This window comes from Janthinobacterium sp. B9-8, from assembly GCF_000969645.2.
GTDB lineage: Bacteria > Pseudomonadota > Gammaproteobacteria > Burkholderiales > Chitinibacteraceae > Iodobacter.
This window is the reverse complement of the sequence record NZ_CP014222.1, coordinates 4601107-4620373: the sequence shown is the minus strand read 5'-3', so window position 1 is coordinate 4620373 and position 19267 is coordinate 4601107. Positions and strand designations below refer to the sequence as shown.

The 19267-nt window shown below is 47.9% G+C and carries 14 protein-coding genes; 9 read left to right on the top strand and 5 right to left on the bottom strand.

Annotated elements, in window-relative coordinates; all coding sequences use genetic code 11:
* Nucleotides 1-86 precede the first annotated feature (86 nt).
* Together VN23_RS20700 and VN23_RS20695 are read left to right on the top strand one after the other, a co-directional pair.
* Nucleotides 87-2003, top strand: a complete 1917-nt coding sequence (locus VN23_RS20700) for an esterase-like activity of phytase family protein (protein WP_046350387.1) — start codon at nt 87-89, stop codon at nt 2001-2003.
* Nucleotides 2004-2182: 179 nt separating this feature from the next.
* On the top strand, nt 2183-3034 hold the full coding sequence (locus tag VN23_RS20695) for an AraC family transcriptional regulator (protein WP_046350388.1): 852 nt from the start codon (nt 2183-2185) through the stop codon (nt 3032-3034).
* Between the two features lie 242 nt (nt 3035-3276).
* Here the strand turns inward: VN23_RS20695 and VN23_RS20690 are convergent, their stop codons facing one another.
* Nucleotides 3277-4716, bottom strand: a complete 1440-nt coding sequence (locus VN23_RS20690; RefSeq protein WP_197432979.1) for an aminotransferase-like domain-containing protein — start codon at nt 4714-4716, stop codon at nt 3277-3279.
* A gap of 131 nt (nt 4717-4847) precedes the next feature.
* Between VN23_RS20690 and VN23_RS20685 the strand changes: the two genes are divergently transcribed.
* The 5 genes from VN23_RS20685 to acs all read left to right on the top strand — a co-directional run bounded on the left by VN23_RS20685 (nt 4848) and on the right by acs (nt 9762).
* On the top strand, nt 4848-5453 hold the full coding sequence (locus tag VN23_RS20685; protein ID WP_046350389.1) for a LysE family translocator: 606 nt from the start codon (nt 4848-4850) through the stop codon (nt 5451-5453).
* A 77-nt stretch (nt 5454-5530) separates the two neighbouring features.
* Nucleotides 5531-6085 carry a GNAT family N-acetyltransferase gene (locus tag VN23_RS20680; RefSeq protein ID WP_197432978.1) on the top strand — a complete coding sequence of 185 codons (555 nt, stop codon included), beginning with the start codon at nt 5531-5533 and terminating at the stop codon, nt 6083-6085.
* A 129-nt stretch (nt 6086-6214) separates the two neighbouring features.
* Nucleotides 6215-6736: a hypothetical protein gene (locus VN23_RS20675; protein WP_046350390.1), complete on the top strand. Its 522-nt coding sequence runs from the start codon at nt 6215-6217 to the stop codon at nt 6734-6736.
* 127 nt (nt 6737-6863) lie between these two features.
* A complete protein-coding gene (locus tag VN23_RS20670) occupies nt 6864-7655 on the top strand; it encodes a class I SAM-dependent methyltransferase (RefSeq protein ID WP_046350391.1) in 792 nt (263 codons plus the stop codon).
* Between the two features lie 136 nt (nt 7656-7791).
* Entirely contained in the window at nt 7792-9762 is a 1971-nt protein-coding gene (gene acs, locus VN23_RS20665; protein ID WP_046350392.1) for an acetate--CoA ligase, read from the top strand.
* 128 nt (nt 9763-9890) lie between these two features.
* Here the strand turns inward: acs and VN23_RS20660 are convergent, their stop codons facing one another.
* From VN23_RS20660 to VN23_RS20645, 4 genes are all read right to left on the bottom strand, one after another.
* Nucleotides 9891-10409, bottom strand: coding sequence for a Clp protease N-terminal domain-containing protein (locus tag VN23_RS20660; protein ID WP_046350393.1), 519 nt, complete (start codon nt 10407-10409; stop codon nt 9891-9893).
* 9 nt (nt 10410-10418) lie between these two features.
* Complete coding sequence (locus VN23_RS20655; protein WP_046350394.1) at nt 10419-10640, bottom strand: helix-turn-helix domain-containing protein; 222 nt, start codon at nt 10638-10640, stop codon at nt 10419-10421.
* Between the two features lie 320 nt (nt 10641-10960).
* The gene (locus VN23_RS20650; protein ID WP_046350596.1) at nt 10961-12004 is read right to left on the bottom strand and encodes a hypothetical protein; all 1044 of its coding nucleotides are present in this window, start codon (nt 12002-12004) and stop codon (nt 10961-10963) included.
* A 678-nt stretch (nt 12005-12682) separates the two neighbouring features.
* The gene (locus VN23_RS20645; RefSeq protein WP_156455234.1) at nt 12683-14251 is read right to left on the bottom strand and encodes a hypothetical protein; all 1569 of its coding nucleotides are present in this window, start codon (nt 14249-14251) and stop codon (nt 12683-12685) included.
* A gap of 353 nt (nt 14252-14604) precedes the next feature.
* On the opposite strand from VN23_RS20645, the gene uvrB reads away from it, so the two are divergent.
* Nucleotides 14605-16620 carry an excinuclease ABC subunit UvrB gene (gene uvrB / locus VN23_RS20640; protein WP_046350396.1) on the top strand — a complete coding sequence of 672 codons (2016 nt, stop codon included), beginning with the start codon at nt 14605-14607 and terminating at the stop codon, nt 16618-16620.
* Between the two features lie 423 nt (nt 16621-17043).
* Nucleotides 17044-19116, top strand: a complete 2073-nt coding sequence (locus VN23_RS20635; RefSeq protein WP_046350397.1) for a prolyl oligopeptidase family serine peptidase — start codon at nt 17044-17046, stop codon at nt 19114-19116.
* Nucleotides 19117-19267 lie beyond the last annotated feature (151 nt).

Sequence of the window (19267 nt, the reverse complement as noted above, 5' to 3'; positions counted from 1 at the left end):
CAATACATTAGTTTACACCACAACTTTAACCCCTTTGTCATAATCAAATGGCACTATTCATTTAATTCTAATAAAAGGCTAATTCAATGAAACACACAACACTGGCTATTGCACTCAGTATCGCGCTTGGCTCACTATTGACTGCTTGCAATAGCGACGATACCGAAACCACCACTAGCACAAACAATAAACCCTTTATTATCAGCGGTGTATTTCAAGACTCAGCCGTAGAAGGCTTGGAATACAGCACCACTAGTAACCCAAGCGTGCAATACACCAAGGCCGATGGATTTTATTTATATCAAGTAGGTGACGAAATCACCTTTAAAATTGGCGGCGTAGTATTAGGTAAAGCCATTGCCACCGCTAAATTATCCCCTGCTGATTTAAGCGGTGGCTTTAATGATAAAGCGATTAATATCGCCCAATTATTGCAAACGCTTGATAGCGATGGCGACCCAAGCAATGGGATTAAGCTTGAAGCCACCCAGCGCGATTTATTAAAATCATTAACTGAATCCAGCATCAAATTAGCCGCAAGTGGCAAAGACTTTGGTGCAGAGCTTGCCAAACTTGGCTTGAAAGTGCGTGATCGCAATTTGGCCAGCGAGCATTTTGAATCCACACTCGCCAGTCAGTTTGGCAAAGACAATACCAGCAAGATTGCTGATATCAGCGTAACCAAGCACCAAATTGTGGTCGATCCCAAATTTAATGTGGCCTATCCGGGCACATTAGCGGGCCTGAAAGCCACTTTCCCAAATGGCTTCCCATTTAGCATGGGCTCGGCACTAGCCTTTAAAGAAAAAACCAAAGACGGCGCGATTGAGTTTTATGTATTGAGCGACCGCGGCCCCAATGCCGATTCACCTAATCTGGCCGATGGCACTGCCACCAAAGTATTCCCCGCACCTGATTTCACGCCTAAATTTGGTGTCATGCGCTTAAAAGATGGCGTTGCCAGCCTTGTTTCAGTGACGGATATTTTAAATACCGACGGCAGCAAAACCACGGGCCGCCCCACTGCCGCTAATGAAGTTGGCTCCAGCAAAGAAGCACCTCTATCCGAAACATTGCAAACCCTCGCCACAGATAAAAACGGCATCGACCCAGAAGGAATCGCAGTCGATAAAAATGGTGATTTGTGGATTTGCGATGAATACGGCCCCTTCCTGATCCGTATCGACGCTAAAACCGGCAAGATTGCTGAAAAGCTCTCTCCCGGCGCGGGCCTGCCGGCAGTGCTTGCCCATCGCCAAGCAAACCGTGGCTTTGAAGGCCTTGCCATTACTCCCACCAGCGGCAAAATCTACGCCGCAATACAAAGCAATTTAGAAATCATCGACAGCAAGAAAAACAAATCGACTAAGGCGCTATTCACGCGGATCGCCGAATACGACCCAGCCACCAAGGCCACCCGCATGTTTGCCTACCCGATTGATGCCAACTACGCCAAAAGCAAAGAGCTAAAAATTGGCGATCTGCTGGCGATTTCCGACACCCGCTTCTTGCTGATCGAACAAGGCATTCAAAAAGATGGCCTGATGCATCGCAGTATTTATCTAATCGATATCAGCAGCGCTACCGATCTAAGCGGCAAAACCTTAGGCGATAAGAGAGATCTGGAGTTTGGCGCGATAGCAGATTTGGCGAATATCCAAATGGTGAAGCGCACCAAGCTATTTGATTACGACGCGCTCAGTGGCGGCTTTGGCTATTTGGCTGAGAAATCAGAAGGCCTCGCCATGATAGACGGCAAAACCATTGCCATCGTTAACGATAATGACTTTGATATCAAAGCCAGCCTGCAAGATGCCAAAGGCAAAATCGCCACCGATTGCGTCATCACCGAAGGCAAGCTCACCGGCTGCAAAATTGATGATGTAGCAGTCGCGGCCGATGCGGTGAAATTAAATATCAGCCGAGGCGACCCAACTCAAGCCCCTTCTCGGCTATGGCTATTTAAACTACCAAAGGATATTAAGGAATACAGCGTGAATTAATAGCCATACGGCAAACTCACGTCTTATTCATGCGGCGCAATCGCCCTTGCGCCGCATGAATATCCCCCATTCGGCGTATTGCCGCTGCACGTCGAATACGCCCTACACTGCCAACTCCGCAAGATTTGTCAAATCCCCCCATGCTATTGTTCTGCTCATACGAACAGAGCAAAACAGCGATGCAAAACAACCTCAGCCAAGCCAGTATTGAGCTCCGCCTTCAGCGTGTGATTAGCTATTTGCATACGCATCTGGAGGAAGATTTAGATTTAAATAAATTGGCGGAGATTGCCTGCATGTCGCCCTATCACTGGCACAGGGTTTATTTGGCCGTGTATGGCGAAAGCGTGGTGGCAACGGTGAAGCGTTTACGCCTGCAAGGTGCGGCCACTTTGTTAAGCCATGGTGATCTGCCCATCGAAAAAATAGCCAGGCAATCGGGCTACCCCAATGTGCAATCCTTTACGCGGATTTTTGCTGCGGCTTATGGTTTGCCGCCAGCTCGTTATCGCAAAGAAGGCAGCCCACTTTCTCAGGCCGTATCTACCCCTGCAAGGAGCGAAAAAATGTACCCTGTTGCCATCAAAACCTACCCAGAAATTGAACTATTTGGCCTTGAGCACCAAGGCTCTTATCTAAAAATTAACCAAACATTTGACCTGATTGCCAGCAGCACCAGCGCTCGCTCGCTGTTTACTGCTGACACCCGCTGGATTGGCGTTTACTTTGATGACCCTCACATCACCACAGAAAAAGATCTGCGCTCAAAAGCCTGCATCAGCGTGCCTGCAGGCACATCCTTGGCCGCTCCTTTTGTGCAATATAAAATCGACGCAGGTAAATACGCCGTACTCACTTATCAAGGGCCCTATGCCGATTTAGAAGCTGTTATCCAATGGCTATGCGGCAGCTGGCTACCCGCATCCGGGCAGGAGGCCGCCAACGCCCCGATGTTTGAGGAATACCTCAACGACCCACGTAATACCGCGCCTCAGGAGTTGCTAACTACGCTTTATTTACCGCTGCTCTGATGATGAAAAAATCATGAATACAAAACGGGGCTTGGACAAACCTTACAAGATAAAAACACTAGGCATCCATATTTCAAAGATAAGCGATCAAAGCTATTCCTTACGGCTGTAACATAGATATCCCAACATTACGCAAAACCCTAGCTGAAAAAATGAATGCACAAGCCACGCACCCCGCCATCATCAGGCCTAGAGCTGGGTGCACGTCAGGTGTTCTCTGCCGCCGCCACGCATCCCGTGGATTAAACGCCAGCAGCTTCATCGATAATTTGCTGCGCCATCTCGCCCAGCCGCACTAATGCTTGGATATAGCTTTCATCTAAAGGCTGGCAACAGGATAAACGCAGAGCCGAAGTATGGCGGCCACTGGGGGAATACAGCGGGCCGGGCGAGATGCTGATTTTCTCTGCAATGGCACGGTGAAATAATTTAACGCTATCGCAACTGGCAGGCAGCTCCACCCAGAATAAAAACCCGCCTGCGGGCTGGGTGGCGCTGGTGCCCTGCGGAAAATGCTCGGCAATCAACGCGCGTACTTTATCCACCTGAATCGCATAGCGGCGCTTAAGCTGGCGCAAATGATGATCGTAGCCGCCTGATTCTAAAAACAGGCCCAGCGTTTCGCTCAGCACCAAAGATTCGGCAACAGAATAAGAGAATTTAAGTTTACGAATCTGCTCGGTAAAACGCCCGCCCTCTACCCAGCCTATCCGGAAATCAGGGGCCAGCGTCTTGGTGTAACTCGCGCAAATTAACACCCAACCCTCTTCATCAAACGCTTTTACGGCAGGCGCAAAGGCCTCAGTAAATTGCAATTCGGCGTAGAGCGCGTCTTCAATTAGGGGGATTTGATAACGCTTTAATAAACCAGCCAGCCGCCGCTTGTTTTCCAGCGGCATGCTGCAGCCCAGGGGATTATGCACATTAGGCATGGCCACAATGGCCTGTAGCTGACCATCACTCAGTAATTGTTCCAGCGCATCAAGCGACATGCCTGTTTGCGGATCAGTTGGAATTTCCACCGCCTTTAAACCTAAGCTACTGAACAAAGGCAACAAATTAAAGTAGGTAGGCGATTCAATCCCCACGGCATCACCATGCACACAGATGGCACGCAAAGATAATTGCAAGGCCTCCATACAGCCATGAGTGAGCACGATGTTTTCAGCCTGCAAAGACATCCCCAGCTCCACACTGCGGCGGGCAATCTGGGTGCGTAATCGCTCTGAGCCAGGCGGCAAAGCATAGCTGCTGACCATGCCCGGATTTTGCCTGAGCACCTGCCCCATAATCCGCGCCAGCTTATTGCTGGGGTAAAAATCGCCCCCCTTGGGGCAGGCTAAAGCCAGATTGATATAACCCGGCGTTTGCTGGGCCAATAAAGCCGCGCCGATCAAATCCAGCACCTCACCGGCCGTACCCTGTGGCGGGCTGGGCGCTGCACAGGCTCTGCCCGCCGGCAACATAGGCAAATGGCTGCGCACGTAATAGCCAGATTGCGGCCTGACCACCACCAGACCACGGTCTTCCAGCATGCGATAGGCCGTGAGTACCGTATTCAAAGACAGCCTGCGGCTTTGTGCCGTTTTACGCACCGATGGCAATCTGGAGCCGGGCGGCAAAGAGCCGTGGCTGATCGCCAGCGCCAAGTCATCTGCCAGCTGCTGATAAAGCGTATCCATTTGCATCATAAGTACCGGGTAAGGCTGCAATGTCTAAATTGTACCCATAAAAATAGGCAAGCAATGACACTGTAACCTTTATGACGATACTTTTATGATGACTTGCCTTTCACCCATACCGAGTTAAAACCATGTTTAACCCCGCCTTACTCAGCTATGTTGCACTGATGTCTGTTACCCCCGGCCCCAATAATCTAATGTTGGCGGCTTCTGGCGGCAATTTTGGCTTTCGCCGCAGCATTCCACACCTATTAGGCATCAGCATCGGCCATGGTATTCAGGTATTGATTGTGGGGATGCTTTTGGCTTGGGTAATGGCGGGTATTCATACTGTGCGGCCCATTCTAGGCGTATTTGGCTGTGCATATTTATTGTGGCTATCGTGGAAAATATGGAAAGCTGCGTCTCCTGAGGGCAAAGAAGCCGCAAAACCGATGAGTTTTTTAGCTGCGGCGCTGTTTCAATGGATTAACCCCAAAGCATGGGTGATGGTAATCAATACCGTCATCCTGTTTCTGCCCGCCGGACAAAATAATCTATTCACAGCTGGGGGCTTGGCCCTGTTATGCGCGCTGATTAATTTACCCTGCATCTGTATCTGGGCATGGCTGGGCGACGCTTTGCGCCAGCATTTACTAGTCCCCAAAATATTAAAACTATTTAACGGCAGTATGGCTAGCCTGATGGCGATCACGGCATTTTTTTTATTACAGGGTGAATTGGCGGTATTAACTTAAAAGCACCATATGAAAACCATACGCATAATAGGCGACATGAGCTGGCAACTCAGCCATGAATTAAAAAAGGCAATAAGATGAGCATCTTTTTAGAAACAGCAAGATTAATCCTTAGACCTCTTACCGAAGCAGACAGAGTTTTTTTTAGCCCGCTCCAACAACACCCGGATGTCATGCGATATGTAAGTGATCCTTTATCTGCCGATGCAGTCAATGAAAAATTTAACAGCCGCCTGCCCGCATGGACCAAACACAGCTCGCACTGGCTATGCCTAATGATTATTGATAAGAGCAGCAATACACCCATTGGGGTGATTGGCTTTATGCCCAAGTGGGAGCCATATCAGCAGGCTGAAGTTGGTTTTTTATTGCACCCGAATGAGCAGGGCAAAGGCTATGGCAAAGAATCTTTACAAGCCGTACTGCAATTTGCCTTTAATGATTGCTTATTTCACAAAATGAAAGCCACAGTAACAGAAGGAAATATCGCCTCAGCCAGCTTATTAGAGCGGTTAGGATTTATACAAGAAGGCAGAATAAGGGATAACTTTAAATTAAACCAACAATGGCACAATGATTTAATTTATGGATTATTAAATTCTGAATTTTCACAAACACTAACTAAAAATTAATCATATGAAATCCGCAATCTATCTTATTACATTCGCCTTATCAGCCTGTGGTGGCGGCGGTAACGATACCGCAACGCCACCCATAGCAGCCCCCAGCAGTAATTATTTATCCTATCACTATGCAGCAAAATGCTGGCAACCAATACAAAGCTTAACGATGCAGGTGCGGGCATCAGTAGTCCTATCATTCCCAAAGGCAGTTTCACTTATGATGCCAATGGCCAATATAGCTGGGGCAATGGCTTAAATGGCGGCAGCGGGGTATATCGTCTGCCAAAGAACCCACACCTACCTTTTGCAGCCATGCTTTGCGAGCCTGGGTTGGGCGGCGTAAAAGATAAGAAAGGCACTTACGTCATAGTTGCAGCTAATGCTATCAAAGTGAGCTCTGCAATCGAGCTGGCTGGGCAACGCTTTGAAACCAGCATAAGCGATTGCCAGGATGACAGCGACATTGAGCACTTAAGCTTTGATGCACAGGGCAATATGATCCGTACAACGTTTCACTATCCCAATAGCACAGGCGTGTCCATGGTCTATTCGCCTGCTGATTTCCAACAAATGCAAACAGGTTTGACAATCCTTGGCTATAGCACCAGATTACAAGCCTTTAAACTGGTTGCCGAAGGTAAACTCGCTATCTATTGGTAGAACAAAATAAATCGCTTAATAGTGATGGTAAAGATGTTATTTATTTATGGAAACAATAAAAATGCAAACTTCAAAGGCTAGTCTCAATATGCAGATGTAGCAATCATAAAACTTAAAGAGAAAAACAATGAAAGAAAAAATAAACCACACACAAATCAATCGCACCATGTGGAATTTAACGGCCGATATCAATAAGAAAGAAGGGTTTGATAAACTATTATCAGCAATAAGAAACCCAGAATTCTCAAGCTTTGATGCGGTAGAAAAAGAGCTATTTACCCGGTTTCCGCTCAAAGGCAAAGATGTGCTGCAGATTGGCTGCAATAGTGGCCAGGAGCTATGCAGTGTAAAACGCGCAGGTGCTGGCCGCTGCGTGGGTGTTGATATTTCTGACTCGTTTATTGAACAAGCCAGAACACTGGCCCAGCATGCAGAGCTTGATATTGAATTTATTTGCAGCAATGTTTTTGATCTTGAAAATCACTACCAGCGCTCTTTTGATTGGATCTATATCACGGTTGGGGTATTAGGGTGGATGCCCGATCTGCCGCGTTTATTGGCTTTGATTCACTCTTGGCTAAAGCCGAATGGGAAGTTATTTATTTATGAGCAGCACCCTATTTTGGATATGTTTAACCCTATTCCACCACATGTCATGGATAGCTCTTATTTCCGTAAAGAGCCTTTTATTGATGAAATGCTGCCAGAATACATTGATACCCAAGGCACAGGCAGCGCGCCTTCTTATTGGTTTCCCCACACCCTCTCCGATATTATTGGCGGCTGCCTGCAGCAGGGTCTGCAATTACGCCACTTTGCAGAATACCCCAATGAGATATCGGTTACCTATGCCGCATTAGAGCAAAACGAGGCCCGCTTGCCGCTCAGCTATAGCCTGATTGCAGAGCGGGCAGATTAGAAAAATACATAAAAACCCTCACATCAGTCTTTCTGATTCACCCCATCAAAAAACACGATTAGCCTTGCGGCTGTGCTCGCTGATACATTGGAGCTGACCCGATTTATCTGACTATCTCTGCAAGAAGGAAGCCTAAATGAGCAGCATTGATTCCGTACTTAAGGAAACCCGTCTGTTTCCACCTTCCGACGATTTCCGCACCAAGGCCAATGTATCCGGCATGGAGGGCTATCACACCCTTTGCGAGAAAGCCAATAGCGATTATCAAGGCTTTTGGGGCGATTTAGCGCGCGAGTTAGTCAGCTGGCGCAAGCCTTTTACCAAGGTATTGGACGAATCGAATGCGCCGTTTTTCAAGTGGTTTGAAGACGGTGAAATGAATGTGTCTTACAACTGCCTCGACCGTCACCTTGAAAGCAAAGCGAATAAAGTTGCGATTATTTTTGAAGCGGACGATGGCTCAGTCTCTCGCGTCACTTACCGCGAGCTGTATCACCGCGTTTGCCAGTTCGCCAACGGCTTAAAGAGCCTTGGTGTGGTCAAGGGCGATCGCGTGGTGATTTATATGCCACACACGGTAGAAGCCGTGATCGCCATGCAGGCCTGCGCTCGTATTGGCGCGATTCACTCGGTGGTATTCGGCGGCTTCTCTGCGGGCGCGCTGCGTGATCGCATCCAGGATGCCACGGCCAAGATCGTGATTACCGCCAATGAATCAGTACGCGGTGGCAAGGCCACACCGCTCAAAGCCATGACAGACGAAGCGCTGGGCATTGGTAACTGCGAGTCAGTCGAAAAAGTCATCGTATTCCAGCGCACCGGCACCAAGCCAGATCACTGGAGCGAGAGCAATAATGTTTGGTGGCATCAGTTGGTCAAAGGCTTGCCAGATATTTGCGAGCCAGAATGGATGAACGCCGAAGATCCACTCTTCGTGCTGTATACCTCCGGCTCCACAGGCAAGCCTAAGGGCATCCAGCATTCCAGCGCGGGCTACTTCCTTGGCACGCAAGTATCGATGAAATGGGTATTCGATTACAAAGAAGACGATGTGTACTGGTGCACCGCCGATGTCGGCTGGATTACCGGCCACAGCTATATTGCTTACGGCCCACTGGGCATCGGCGCAACACAAGTCATCTTTGAAGGCGTGCCAACCTATCCAGACGCTGGCCGCTTCTGGGCGATGATTGAAAAACACCAAGTCACCACCTTCTACACCGCACCAACCGCGATTAGGTCCTTGATTAAGCTTGGTGGCGATCTGCCTAAGCAATACGATTTATCCAGCCTGCGCCTTCTAGGCACGGTGGGTGAGCCAATTAACCCTGATGCGTGGATGTGGTATCACGAGACCATTGGTGGCGGCCGTTGCCCGATTGTAGACACTTGGTGGCAGACCGAAACCGGCTCGAATATGGTGGCCCCACTACCGGGTGCAGTCGCCACAAAACCGGGCTCTTGCACCCTGCCGCTACCAGGTATTATGACTGGCATCGTGGATGAATCCGGCGCGCCGGTAGAGCCGGGCAAGGGGGGATCGCTAGTGATTACTCGCCCATTCCCCTCTTTGGTTCGCACCATTTATAACGACCCAGCGCGCTTTAAAAGCACCTATTTCCCGGATGAATTTAACGGCAAATACTACCTTGCTGGCGATTCGGCTCACTACGACGAGCACGGCTACATCTGGATTATGGGCCGCATCGACGATGTGCTGAATGTATCCGGCCACCGCCTTGGCACCATGGAAATTGAATCGGCTCTGGCCGCCAACCCGCTAGTAGCAGAAGCCGCTGTGGTAGGTAGACCACACGAAATCAAGGGCGAATCAGTCGTTGCCTTTGTGGTACTCAAAGGCGATCGCCCTGAAGGCGAAGAAGGCAAGTTGATTGCCAAGCAGCTACGCGAATGGGTAGCGCATGAGATCGGCAAAATTGCTCAGCCAGACGAGATCCGCTTTGGCGACAATCTGCCTAAAACTCGCTCCGGCAAAATCATGCGTCGCTTGCTTAGAAATATCGCCAAGGGTGAAGAAATCACTCAGGATATTTCTACCCTAGAAAACCCGGCGATTCTGGAACAACTGCGCCACAGCGCACTGTAATCACTATAGAAATACTGCTTCACGGCAGCTTTTGAGGCCCCGAGCGACGCTTGGGGCTTTTTTTTAATCTTTATCATTGATAAATGTTTGGCAGCTAATACTAAGTTTGATTGCTGCCAAATCTATTTTTACGCCTTATAAATCAGCTTAATTTCTGCTGCAGCAGATTCAATAAGCATCTGCATATCAACCCCCATCACTTTAAGCGCACGCATAGCAATACCATACTGGGCGCTACCTAGCGCCATAATGACATGTGCGCTCAGCAAAGGCATACCCGGCTCCGCCTTCCTTTGCCGCGCCAGCTCTTGCATCAGCGATTGGGCAGAAAATTGCGCCTTATAAACGCCAGTACTAGGCAGCACGGCTACTGTGTCTTGGCTAAATGCAAAATGTGGCTCAATCCCCACATTTCGCAAAGCGTCTTGGTATTGCTGATTAATCGCAGCCTGAAAGCCATTGGGATCAATATGAATCCGCTCAAAAGCCTTACGTGCGGTTCCATCAGGTAGGGCCAGTGCCGCCAAAAAAAAATGCTCAGCTCCCGGCTCCTTCTGCCCATTGGCATTCGCATACTTTTCCGCTTCTAAACAAAGCGTTTTGACTGTACCCATATCACAAATTTTTTGCTTAATCTTACCGAGCATGCCTAGCTCCTATTTCAGATTTTTCTTCAAAAGCCCCGTTGCCAGACGCTTATGGGCGGCCTGTTTGGATACCCCCAAAGCCTCAGCAATTTGCGACCATGACCAACCCTGTTCAAGCGCAGCGCCAACCGCGCTCTGCTCTAGTTGCTCGGCCATCAGACGCAAAGCCACAACCGCCGCAAGTGCTTCGGCAGGGTCATCAGGGGAAGGGAGAGATTTAAGATGATTCATTCGTCAATGATAGTTGACGAATGAATACTCGTCAACTTGTATTGACAAAAAAGCCAGGCTAAGCAATCTGCTAGGTTTAAACCTAAGATTTAGAAGCTTCTAGAGGTAAAAACGATGCACAGCGTGTGCAGAAAATATTTGGCGAGCCATACGAAGATGGCAAACAAACTCAATAGCAGAACTATCGCTATTACTGCCCGAGTAGCAGAGCCGCTAAATCCAACAAGTTCCAGCAGAGCCACTAGGGAGTGACGATTTTATTGAATGTGCCATTGCGGTAAATAAATTCAAGCCAGCCCCATGCCCTTGAAATACCCCATTCACACCCGCCATTGCCCGTCGATATAGACATTTTCATCGCCTAAATACACGCCCGTTGCCGCAACAAATACATCGATATGGAAACGCGTGTCTTTGCGTTTAAATTGCGGCTTGTTGTAGCTGCCGTGCTTAGCACCAAGCGATAGATGAATCCCGCATTGCCGCTCAAAAGTGCCGATATCGCTCACAGTGCGCTCGCGGCTAAAGGCACGATTGAGGCCCAAGCCCAATTCACGCACCCATACTTCGCCTTCAACGGCGCGGATTTTAGCCAGCACTTCATCAAAATACGGCGTGCTGTTTTCTACCCCAACGACGCGGCCTTGCTCAACAATCAAAGTAATCGGCAAGGCTGGAAAATTGCAATGAAAACTAGTATCCCCAAACACAAAAATATCGGCGCGGCCGCTTAGCTGCGTTAAATCACACGCTTCAGTAAACACTTCACCAATCGGAAACTGCCCGCCAATATGCTTCATCTGGCGGTAATCGCCCACATTTAACTTAGCCCCCTCAAGTGGGCCAGCATAGATCAGCTCATGGCCCACGCCGCTGCTGATGCGCGCATGCGGTGCCACATTAATCCTCGCCTGCAAGGCCGCGCCCGTGCCGCGATAATATGCAGCATCGTAAGCCAGCGCTTCGATATACAAGGGCGCTTCATCCGCCACCATGCGCGCCAAATGCACATGCTCGATGACTTTTAACTCTTGGTTAAACAACTGCACCCGCAAACGATAAGCATCAAGGCGAAAATGCGTAGACTGAATCAACACCACCAAAGCCCCCGCAGGCTGAGCATGAAACGCCGCCATCACCGCATCGTTATCAACGCTGCTGATTTCAATCACTTGCGCGCCAGGTAAAGCCAGCTGATAGCTATCGGCCAACACCTGCGCCAAAGGGCATTCGATATCATAAACAATCAAAGCCGCTTCATCCGCACCATGGCCAATCGCCACGCTGACAATATCTTGCACGTATGTGGCAGCCGCAGCACGATGCTGGGCATTCAATTCGCAGTAATGGGGAGTATTTATCATTGGGAGTGCTTCTAACATGATTCAACAATGGCGACACCTTAACGCAAGGATTCAGCTATGTAAAAAAACCTGAGCCTTGAAGTACAAAGGGCGCGAAGAACAGGGGGTTTCACAGAGGAACGCTAGGGCATAAGGGGAATGGTTTTGTGGGGCGGGTGAAGCCCCATACTCGCTAAGCAAATTGTTTTTTTATTAGCAAACAGCAGAAAAACGCAATAACCACGCTCCATGCGTAGGGCTAAAAAGTCCCCTTGAAACACGCCGTAGCGAGGAACAAGCGGGGCGGGGTTTCGGCAAGGGAGCGAGGCAGCGAGCCAATCCCGCCCGCCGCCGACCCGATTGGACCGCAGCAGGGGCCTTCGTGTTTCGTGGGGCGGCCTTCTTTGGCTTCGTTTCTTGGCCGTTCAAGAAAGGAAGGCCCCGCAGTGACTACCGCTCTAAAATCAACGTGCCGAAGGCCCTTAAAAGATCTTTCTGACGTTGGTTTGCGCGCATGTGGTGAAACCAACGAATGAAATTGGATCAGCAAGTAAGTTGGGCATGCTCTATCAGCCCAACGCATCCCTGTAAATGAAAAGCTTGGGCTAATAAATATTTAGCCCAAGCTACCATGCTGTTTAATAATTAATTTCAGCATAATTCCTTACAGAGAGTGAGACTCCATATTTAATTAAAAATTTATCTCTCAATTAAACCTTGAAAATTTTTAGTGCAGAATGCGGCTAACCAACTCCTCCATTCTTTTGACATTAAGGATGCAGGAACCTTTTGATTGGTATCGCTTAGATAGTAAAAATAAGGATTATTGAGTTGACCGCTGTTGTATAACATATAATATTGCGGCACTTTTTTTTGCACGGTGACATCAAAAGCAAATCCAATAAAATTTTTGATATAAGCCGGCAATCCGCCTTTATAGCTTGGTGGCATATATAATTTACAAACCTGTTGATGCAAGGAAGTCTCCGGCTCCAATGCAACATCATAACCTTTATAAATAGCATCTGTAGGAACTGAATTAACCTGAGCAAGCCCCTCATAAATTGATTTCGCATTGCGTGCCAACTTGGGACTATGCGTTCCAGGAAAGATGATCACCGAGCCTGCCTTTAAAGAAATTGGATTTGCATCAGTGCCATATTGAGTATCTTTAATAGCAACTATACCGGTAAAACCCCAGAATGTTTCCGCTTCTTTTGGCTTATTCGCCCAATTATATTCTGCATCAGGCCCCAAAATAGCCACACAATTTGCAGGTAAAGGTAAATCATCTGAAGCATAAATAGGGTGGGCTGCAGCTAGCTTCCGGCCAGCTTCATACACATAAGGGATGTTACAAAATGCTGGGCCAGTTAATGTGAAAAAATCTAAAATTGTTTGCGTAGGCCCCCAGCTTCCTGAATAGCTTTTTTGCATACAGCACAGTGAAGCACTATTGATCATCTGGTATAAAATGCACAAACCTGTTTCAGAGGCCGTAATTACCGCAGGAAAACCACCAATTTCTGTTGAAATAGGTGAAGAGTCATACTGCCAGTTTATCCCATGACCATAAGTAGCAAAATACAGTTTTCCAACCACTTTGCCATCAGCCCAAGGCTGATAAATTAAGAACAACTCTCCCTGATGAACACAAATAGATGGGTTGCACGCTAATTGCTGATTGCAAAGTATACTTACTGGCGACCAAGTCATTAAGTCCTTTGACGTTGTTAATACTAATTGCTGAGTGTCATTATTTTGGAATACCAGATAAATAGTGTTTTGATCAACTGTTACTGAGGGACCTGTTTTAGTTGCATAATCTCCAACATAACTCGGCGTCGACCAATTTGAACCATCAGAAGATGAAATAAGGCAAAGTCTGGCTGTATTTACTTCTTGGTAAATAATGCAAAATGCCCCGTCAAATGAAAACATAGCACAATGATAACCACCAATATTAGTCGCAATCGGTACTGAATTAGTATTCCAGTCAACGCCATTTTCTGTAGAGGCTAAATATAATTTATAAATTGCAGAGCTCATCCCCTGATATGGCCCATACCCTTGATAGGCAATATACAATTTACCATCGAAAGTATAAGAAACAGGGTTGCAGGCCAATATACTTGGGAATGGCACTACTCCCGGAGTCCAATCCATTCCATTAGATGAGCTGGAAAATTCCAGTTGATTAGACTTGTTCTGAAACATGCTTACGCATAGAAAGTCATCTGAAGGGAAGGGAACAATAGAATTATTCATATATCTCCTATTTCTCATTAAGAGCATCAATATGGATTTTCACAGCAAGTTCTTAAATCTTGCAAATTCTTACTAAAACAACATTAAATTCTTTTAATAAGTGCAAGAAAATAAAAGATAGTACATAGAAATACTTTAGCCAAGCCGAACTTAAAAGAGTGATAAATAGGGAGAAAACTGAAGTTAGATCAAAGTATATTCACGACAAAAGAACTAGCGAACATCATCGCCCCTGCAGATTCTCCTATCCCTCATGATCACAGCCTTCCCTCTCCCCAAAAACCATTAAAGCGGACGAGCGTTCTATTGGGTAGAATAAGCATACTTCGCCTCGTCAACACAGGATCTTACCCATGTTTGTCGATTACCCCGGCAGCCCCTATCGCCTGTTTCAGCCTTTTCCGCCTGCTGGCGATCAGCCAACGGCCATTGCTCAGTTGCTTGAAGGGCTGGAAGATGGTTTACAGTATCAGACCCTGCTTGGGGTAACAGGCTCGGGTAAGACTTATACGATGGCCAATGTGATTGCCCAATCGGGGCGGCCGGCTATTTTGATGGCTCCGAATAAGACGCTAGCGGCGCAGCTTTACTCGGAGATGCGTGAATTCTTTCCGCAAAATGCCGTTGAATATTTCGTGTCTTACTACGATTACTACCAGCCCGAAGCCTATGTGCCCAGCCGCGATTTATTTATTGAGAAAGATTCGGCGATTAATGAGCACATTGAGCAGATGCGGCTCTCTGCCACCAAGGCGATTTTAGAGCGGCCGGATTGTATTATTGTGGCCACCGTTAGCGCGATTTACGGGATTGGCGATCCTAGCTCCTACCATAAAATGATTTTGCATCTGAAAGAAGGCGAGCGCGTTGCCCAGCGCGATATGATCAAACGCCTAACCGCCATGCAATACGATAGAAATGACACTGATTTTAGCCGCGGCTGTTTCCGGGTGCGTGGCGATGTGATCGACATCTTCCCCGCCGAATCGGCCGAATTAGCGCTGCGGGTAAATTTATTTGATGATGAATTAGAAACGCTGCAATTATTCGATCCGCTTACAGGCCATATCAAGCAGCGTGTGGGTCGCTTTACGGTGTTCCCTAGCAGCCATTACGTTACCCCGCGTGAAAAAGTGCTGGAAGCCATCGAAACCATCAAGGCAGAGCTGACTGACCGGCTGGCGTTTTATTATAAAGAACACAAACTCGTTGAAGCGCAGCGGCTAGAGCAGCGCACCCGTTTTGATCTGGAAATGCTGATTGAAATGGGATTTTGTAAGGGCATTGAAAACTACTCGCGGCATTTCTCCGGCAAACCAGCAGGCTCGGCCCCGCCGACGCTGATTAACTATATGCCGCCCAATTCGATCATGATTATCGACGAAAGCCACGTCACCATCCCGCAAATTGGCGCGATGTATAAAGGGGACCGATCACGTAAGGAAAATCTGGTCGATTATGGCTTTCGTATGCCCTCCGCCTTGGACAACCGGCCGCTGAAGTTTGAAGAATTCGAGCAGCTGATGCCGCAAACGGTGTTTGTCTCCGCCACGCCATCGGATTATGAAGCCAAGCATCAGGGCCAGGTGGTGGAGCAGGTCGTGCGGCCAACCGGCTTGGTTGATCCGCTGATTGAAGTGCGGCCTGTTGGCACGCAGGTGGATGATTTACTCTCGGAAATCAAGCTACGCACCAACATCGGCGAACGGGTGCTGGTCACCACGCTCACCAAACGCATGAGCGAGCAGCTGACTGATTATCTAAGCGAGCACGGCGTAAAAGTGCGCTATTTGCACTCAGATATTGATACCGTAGAGCGCGTCGAAATCCTACGCGATTTACGCCTTGGCGTATTTGATGTGCTAATCGGGATTAACTTATTGCGCGAAGGCTTGGATATCCCCGAGGTATCACTGGTCGCTATTTTAGATGCGGATAAAGAAGGCTTTTTAAGATCAGAGCGCAGCTTAATTCAAACCATAGGCCGCGCCGCGCGTAATTTAAATGGTAAAGCCATTCTTTACGCCGACCGAATTACCAAGTCGATGGAAAAAGCCATTAGTGAAACAGAACGCCGCCGTGCCAAACAAACGGCATTTAATCTGGCCAATGGCATTACACCGCGCAGCGTCGTTAAACGTATTAAAGACATGATTGATGGCGTCTATAACGAGGAAGAAGCCGTAGCCGCAAGATTAGAAATGAAGCGGCAAAAAATGCTTAATGAATTTGACGAAAAATCCCTCGCCAAAGAATTGAAACGCCTCGAAAAAGAAATGATCGATGCGGCGAAAAACCTAGAATTTGAAAAAGCCGCCCAATTGCGTGATCAGCTAAAAATGCTAAGGGATCAGGTGTTTGGGAATTGATTGGAGTTGCTCTCTCTATCAAGCAAAGTTCTGTAGACACAGAGAACACAGAGGTAAAAGCAGCACACAAAGGAAAAAGATTGGGAATTGAGCCGTTTTCCTTTAAGTTTTTTTAAACGCCGTAGATTTGTAGGGTGCGCAAGGCGTTTTTCTTGCGCACCGCTCTTCTAGCCTATAAGCATCCAGCTAGGCATTTACCATGGCCATAACAGCTCATTTGCAAGCGTCACGTCCTTTGTAGGGCGGGTGCGTGTTTTTCAGCATTGCTCGCGGGTTTTTCCAGCCCTGCAAACACACAGATGCACTTATTGCTTAATCCCCTCCTGCCTTGGGCAAATATGCTATATTTTCCGACCCATATGGCATATGTGCAAACGCCCGCCTGCCACTCTGTTTAATTATTGATTTCAGCAAAGGAAGAATATGCAAAAGGTATTACTTTCAATAGCACTAGCCAGCGCCAGCCTTTTATCTCATGCCGCCAGCGATCAATTTGAGTGGCTGGAAGATGTAGGCGGTAAAAAATCATTAGATTGGGTAAAGGCGCAGAATGCCATTAGCCATGGCATGCTAGAGAAAGAAGCAGGTTTTAATCCGCTTAAAAATCAAGTACTTGATATTCTTAATTCTAAAGAGCGTATTGCCTATGTGAATAAAATGAGCGGCTTTTTTTATAATTTCTGGCGCGATGGCGATCATCAGCGCGGTATTTGGCGGCGCACTACGCTGACCAGTTATAAAACGGCCAATCCAGTGTGGGAAACTGTATTAGATTTAGATGCATTGGCCAAAGCCGAAAATGCCAACTGGGTTTATAAAGGCGCAGACTGCCGCTATCCCCAATACGATCGCTGCTTAATTAGCCTTTCTCGCGGCGGGGCCGATGCGGTTGAAGTACGTGAATTTGATTTAAATAAAAAAGCCTTTGTAAAAAATGGCTTTAGTTTGCCTGAGGCTAAATCAGAGCTTAGCTGGCAGGGCAAAGACGCCATTTTTGTGGCCAGCGATTTTGGTAAAGACAGCCAAACCGATTCAGGCTATCCGCGCATCGTCAAACTTTGGCAACGCGGCACGCCGCTTAGCGCCGCTAAAACAATTTATGAAGGTCAAAAAACAGATATTTCTGTCTCTGCCTATGTAGCCGAAGAAGCAGGCTACCGCCGCGAAATTATCCGCCGTGGCGTCACCTTTTATACCAATGAAACCTATTTACGCAGCGGTGAAAAGCTCAGCCGCATTGCTGTACCAGACGACGCCAATATCAGCTTTTTTGGCCCGCAAATCCTGATTACCCTAAAATCTGCATGGACCATCAGCGGCAAAACCTGGCCTAGCGGCAGCCTAATCGCCAGCGATTTCGATAAATTTCAGGCGGGCGAGCGCCAATTCACACCGCTCTTTAGCCCCACCCCAAGCACGGCGCTCAATGGCATAACCAGCACCAAAAACCATCTCATCATTGACGCATTAGACAATGTAAAAAGCCGGCTTGTTGAATGGCGATTAAAAGAAGGCCAGTGGTCACAGCGCGCCATCAATACACCCGCTTTTGGCAGTATCGGCGCAACGGCGATTGATGCCGACACATCAGATGATTACTTCTTCACCCACGTCGATTTCCTCACGCCTGATTCGCTCTATCTAGCCCATGCTGGCACAGATGAGCGAGAGCTACTTAAGCAGCGCCCCGCCTTTTTTAACGCCAGCAGCATGGAAATCGCACAAAACGAGGCCCTATCTAAAGATGGCACACGTGTGCCTTACTTTATTGTTAAGCCTAAAAATTTAAAACTTGATGCCAATACCCCGACGCTGCTCTATGGCTATGGCGGCTTTGAAGTCAGCCTCACCCCCTATTATTCAGCAGGTGTAGGTAAGGCTTGGCTAGAAAAAGGCGGCGTATATGTGCTGGCCAATATTCGTGGCGGCGGCGAATTTGGCCCGCGCTGGCATCAGGCCGCACTAAAAGAAAATCGCCAAAAAGCCTACGATGATTTTATCGCCGTGGCGGAAGACCTCGTCGCTAAAAAAATCACCCAACCTAAAAAGCTCGGCATTATGGGCGGCAGCAATGGTGGGCTTTTGATGGGAGTAATGATGACGCAGCGCCCAGATTTATTTGGTGCGGTAGTTTGCCAGGTACCGCTCTTAGATATGCGCCGCTTTAATCAGCTATTGGCGGGTGCTTCGTGGATGGGCGAATACGGTAATCCGGATATAGCAGCGGAGTGGGATTACATCAGCAAATACTCGCCGTATCACAATATTAAAGCCAAAACGCAATACCCGAATGTTCTGTTTACCACATCCACTCGTGACGACCGAGTTCACCCAGGACACGCCCGTAAAATGATGGCCAAAATGCAAAGCGAGGGCGTTAAATCGGTTTGGTACTTTGAAAATATGGAAGGCGGCCATGCAGGAGCGGCAGACAACAGCCAAAAAGCCGACATGACCGCGCTGGAATATAGCTTTTTGTGGAAGATGCTGAAGTAAGTCTCTAAAACCCAGGTATTGAAACACGGAGGCTCCAGAGAACACGGAGTTTCACGGAGAAAAGCAAAAGAGAGTACAAAAGGTTGTTGTTTTTCTCCGTGTATCTCCGTGTCCTCCTTAACTCCGTAGTTAAAGATTTTGGTTTACAAAA

What these genes read in the sequence shown, in the direction of transcription:
- VN23_RS20675 (WP_046350390.1), top strand. Translation starts at nt 6,215, where the DNA reads ATGCTGGCAACCAATACAAAGCTTAACGATGCAGGTGCGGGCATCAGT.
- VN23_RS20695 (WP_046350388.1), top strand. Translation starts at nt 2,183, where the DNA reads ATGCAAAACAACCTCAGCCAAGCCAGTATTGAGCTCCGCCTTCAGCGT.
- VN23_RS20655 (WP_046350394.1), bottom strand. Translation starts at nt 10,640, where the DNA reads ATGAATCATCTTAAATCTCTCCCTTCCCCTGATGACCCTGCCGAAGCA.
- VN23_RS20645 (WP_156455234.1), bottom strand. Translation starts at nt 14,251, where the DNA reads ATGAATAATTCTATTGTTCCCTTCCCTTCAGATGACTTTCTATGCGTA.
- VN23_RS20650 (WP_046350596.1), bottom strand. Translation starts at nt 12,004, where the DNA reads ATGATAAATACTCCCCATTACTGCGAATTGAATGCCCAGCATCGTGCT.
- uvrB (WP_046350396.1), top strand. Translation starts at nt 14,605, where the DNA reads ATGTTTGTCGATTACCCCGGCAGCCCCTATCGCCTGTTTCAGCCTTTT.
- VN23_RS20685 (WP_046350389.1), top strand. Translation starts at nt 4,848, where the DNA reads ATGTTTAACCCCGCCTTACTCAGCTATGTTGCACTGATGTCTGTTACC.
- VN23_RS20700 (WP_046350387.1), top strand. Translation starts at nt 87, where the DNA reads ATGAAACACACAACACTGGCTATTGCACTCAGTATCGCGCTTGGCTCA.
- VN23_RS20680 (WP_197432978.1), top strand. Translation starts at nt 5,531, where the DNA reads ATGAGCATCTTTTTAGAAACAGCAAGATTAATCCTTAGACCTCTTACC.
- VN23_RS20635 (WP_046350397.1), top strand. Translation starts at nt 17,044, where the DNA reads ATGCAAAAGGTATTACTTTCAATAGCACTAGCCAGCGCCAGCCTTTTA.
- VN23_RS20660 (WP_046350393.1), bottom strand. Translation starts at nt 10,409, where the DNA reads ATGCTCGGTAAGATTAAGCAAAAAATTTGTGATATGGGTACAGTCAAA.
- acs (WP_046350392.1), top strand. Translation starts at nt 7,792, where the DNA reads ATGAGCAGCATTGATTCCGTACTTAAGGAAACCCGTCTGTTTCCACCT.
- VN23_RS20690 (WP_197432979.1), bottom strand. Translation starts at nt 4,716, where the DNA reads ATGGATACGCTTTATCAGCAGCTGGCAGATGACTTGGCGCTGGCGATC.
- VN23_RS20670 (WP_046350391.1), top strand. Translation starts at nt 6,864, where the DNA reads ATGAAAGAAAAAATAAACCACACACAAATCAATCGCACCATGTGGAAT.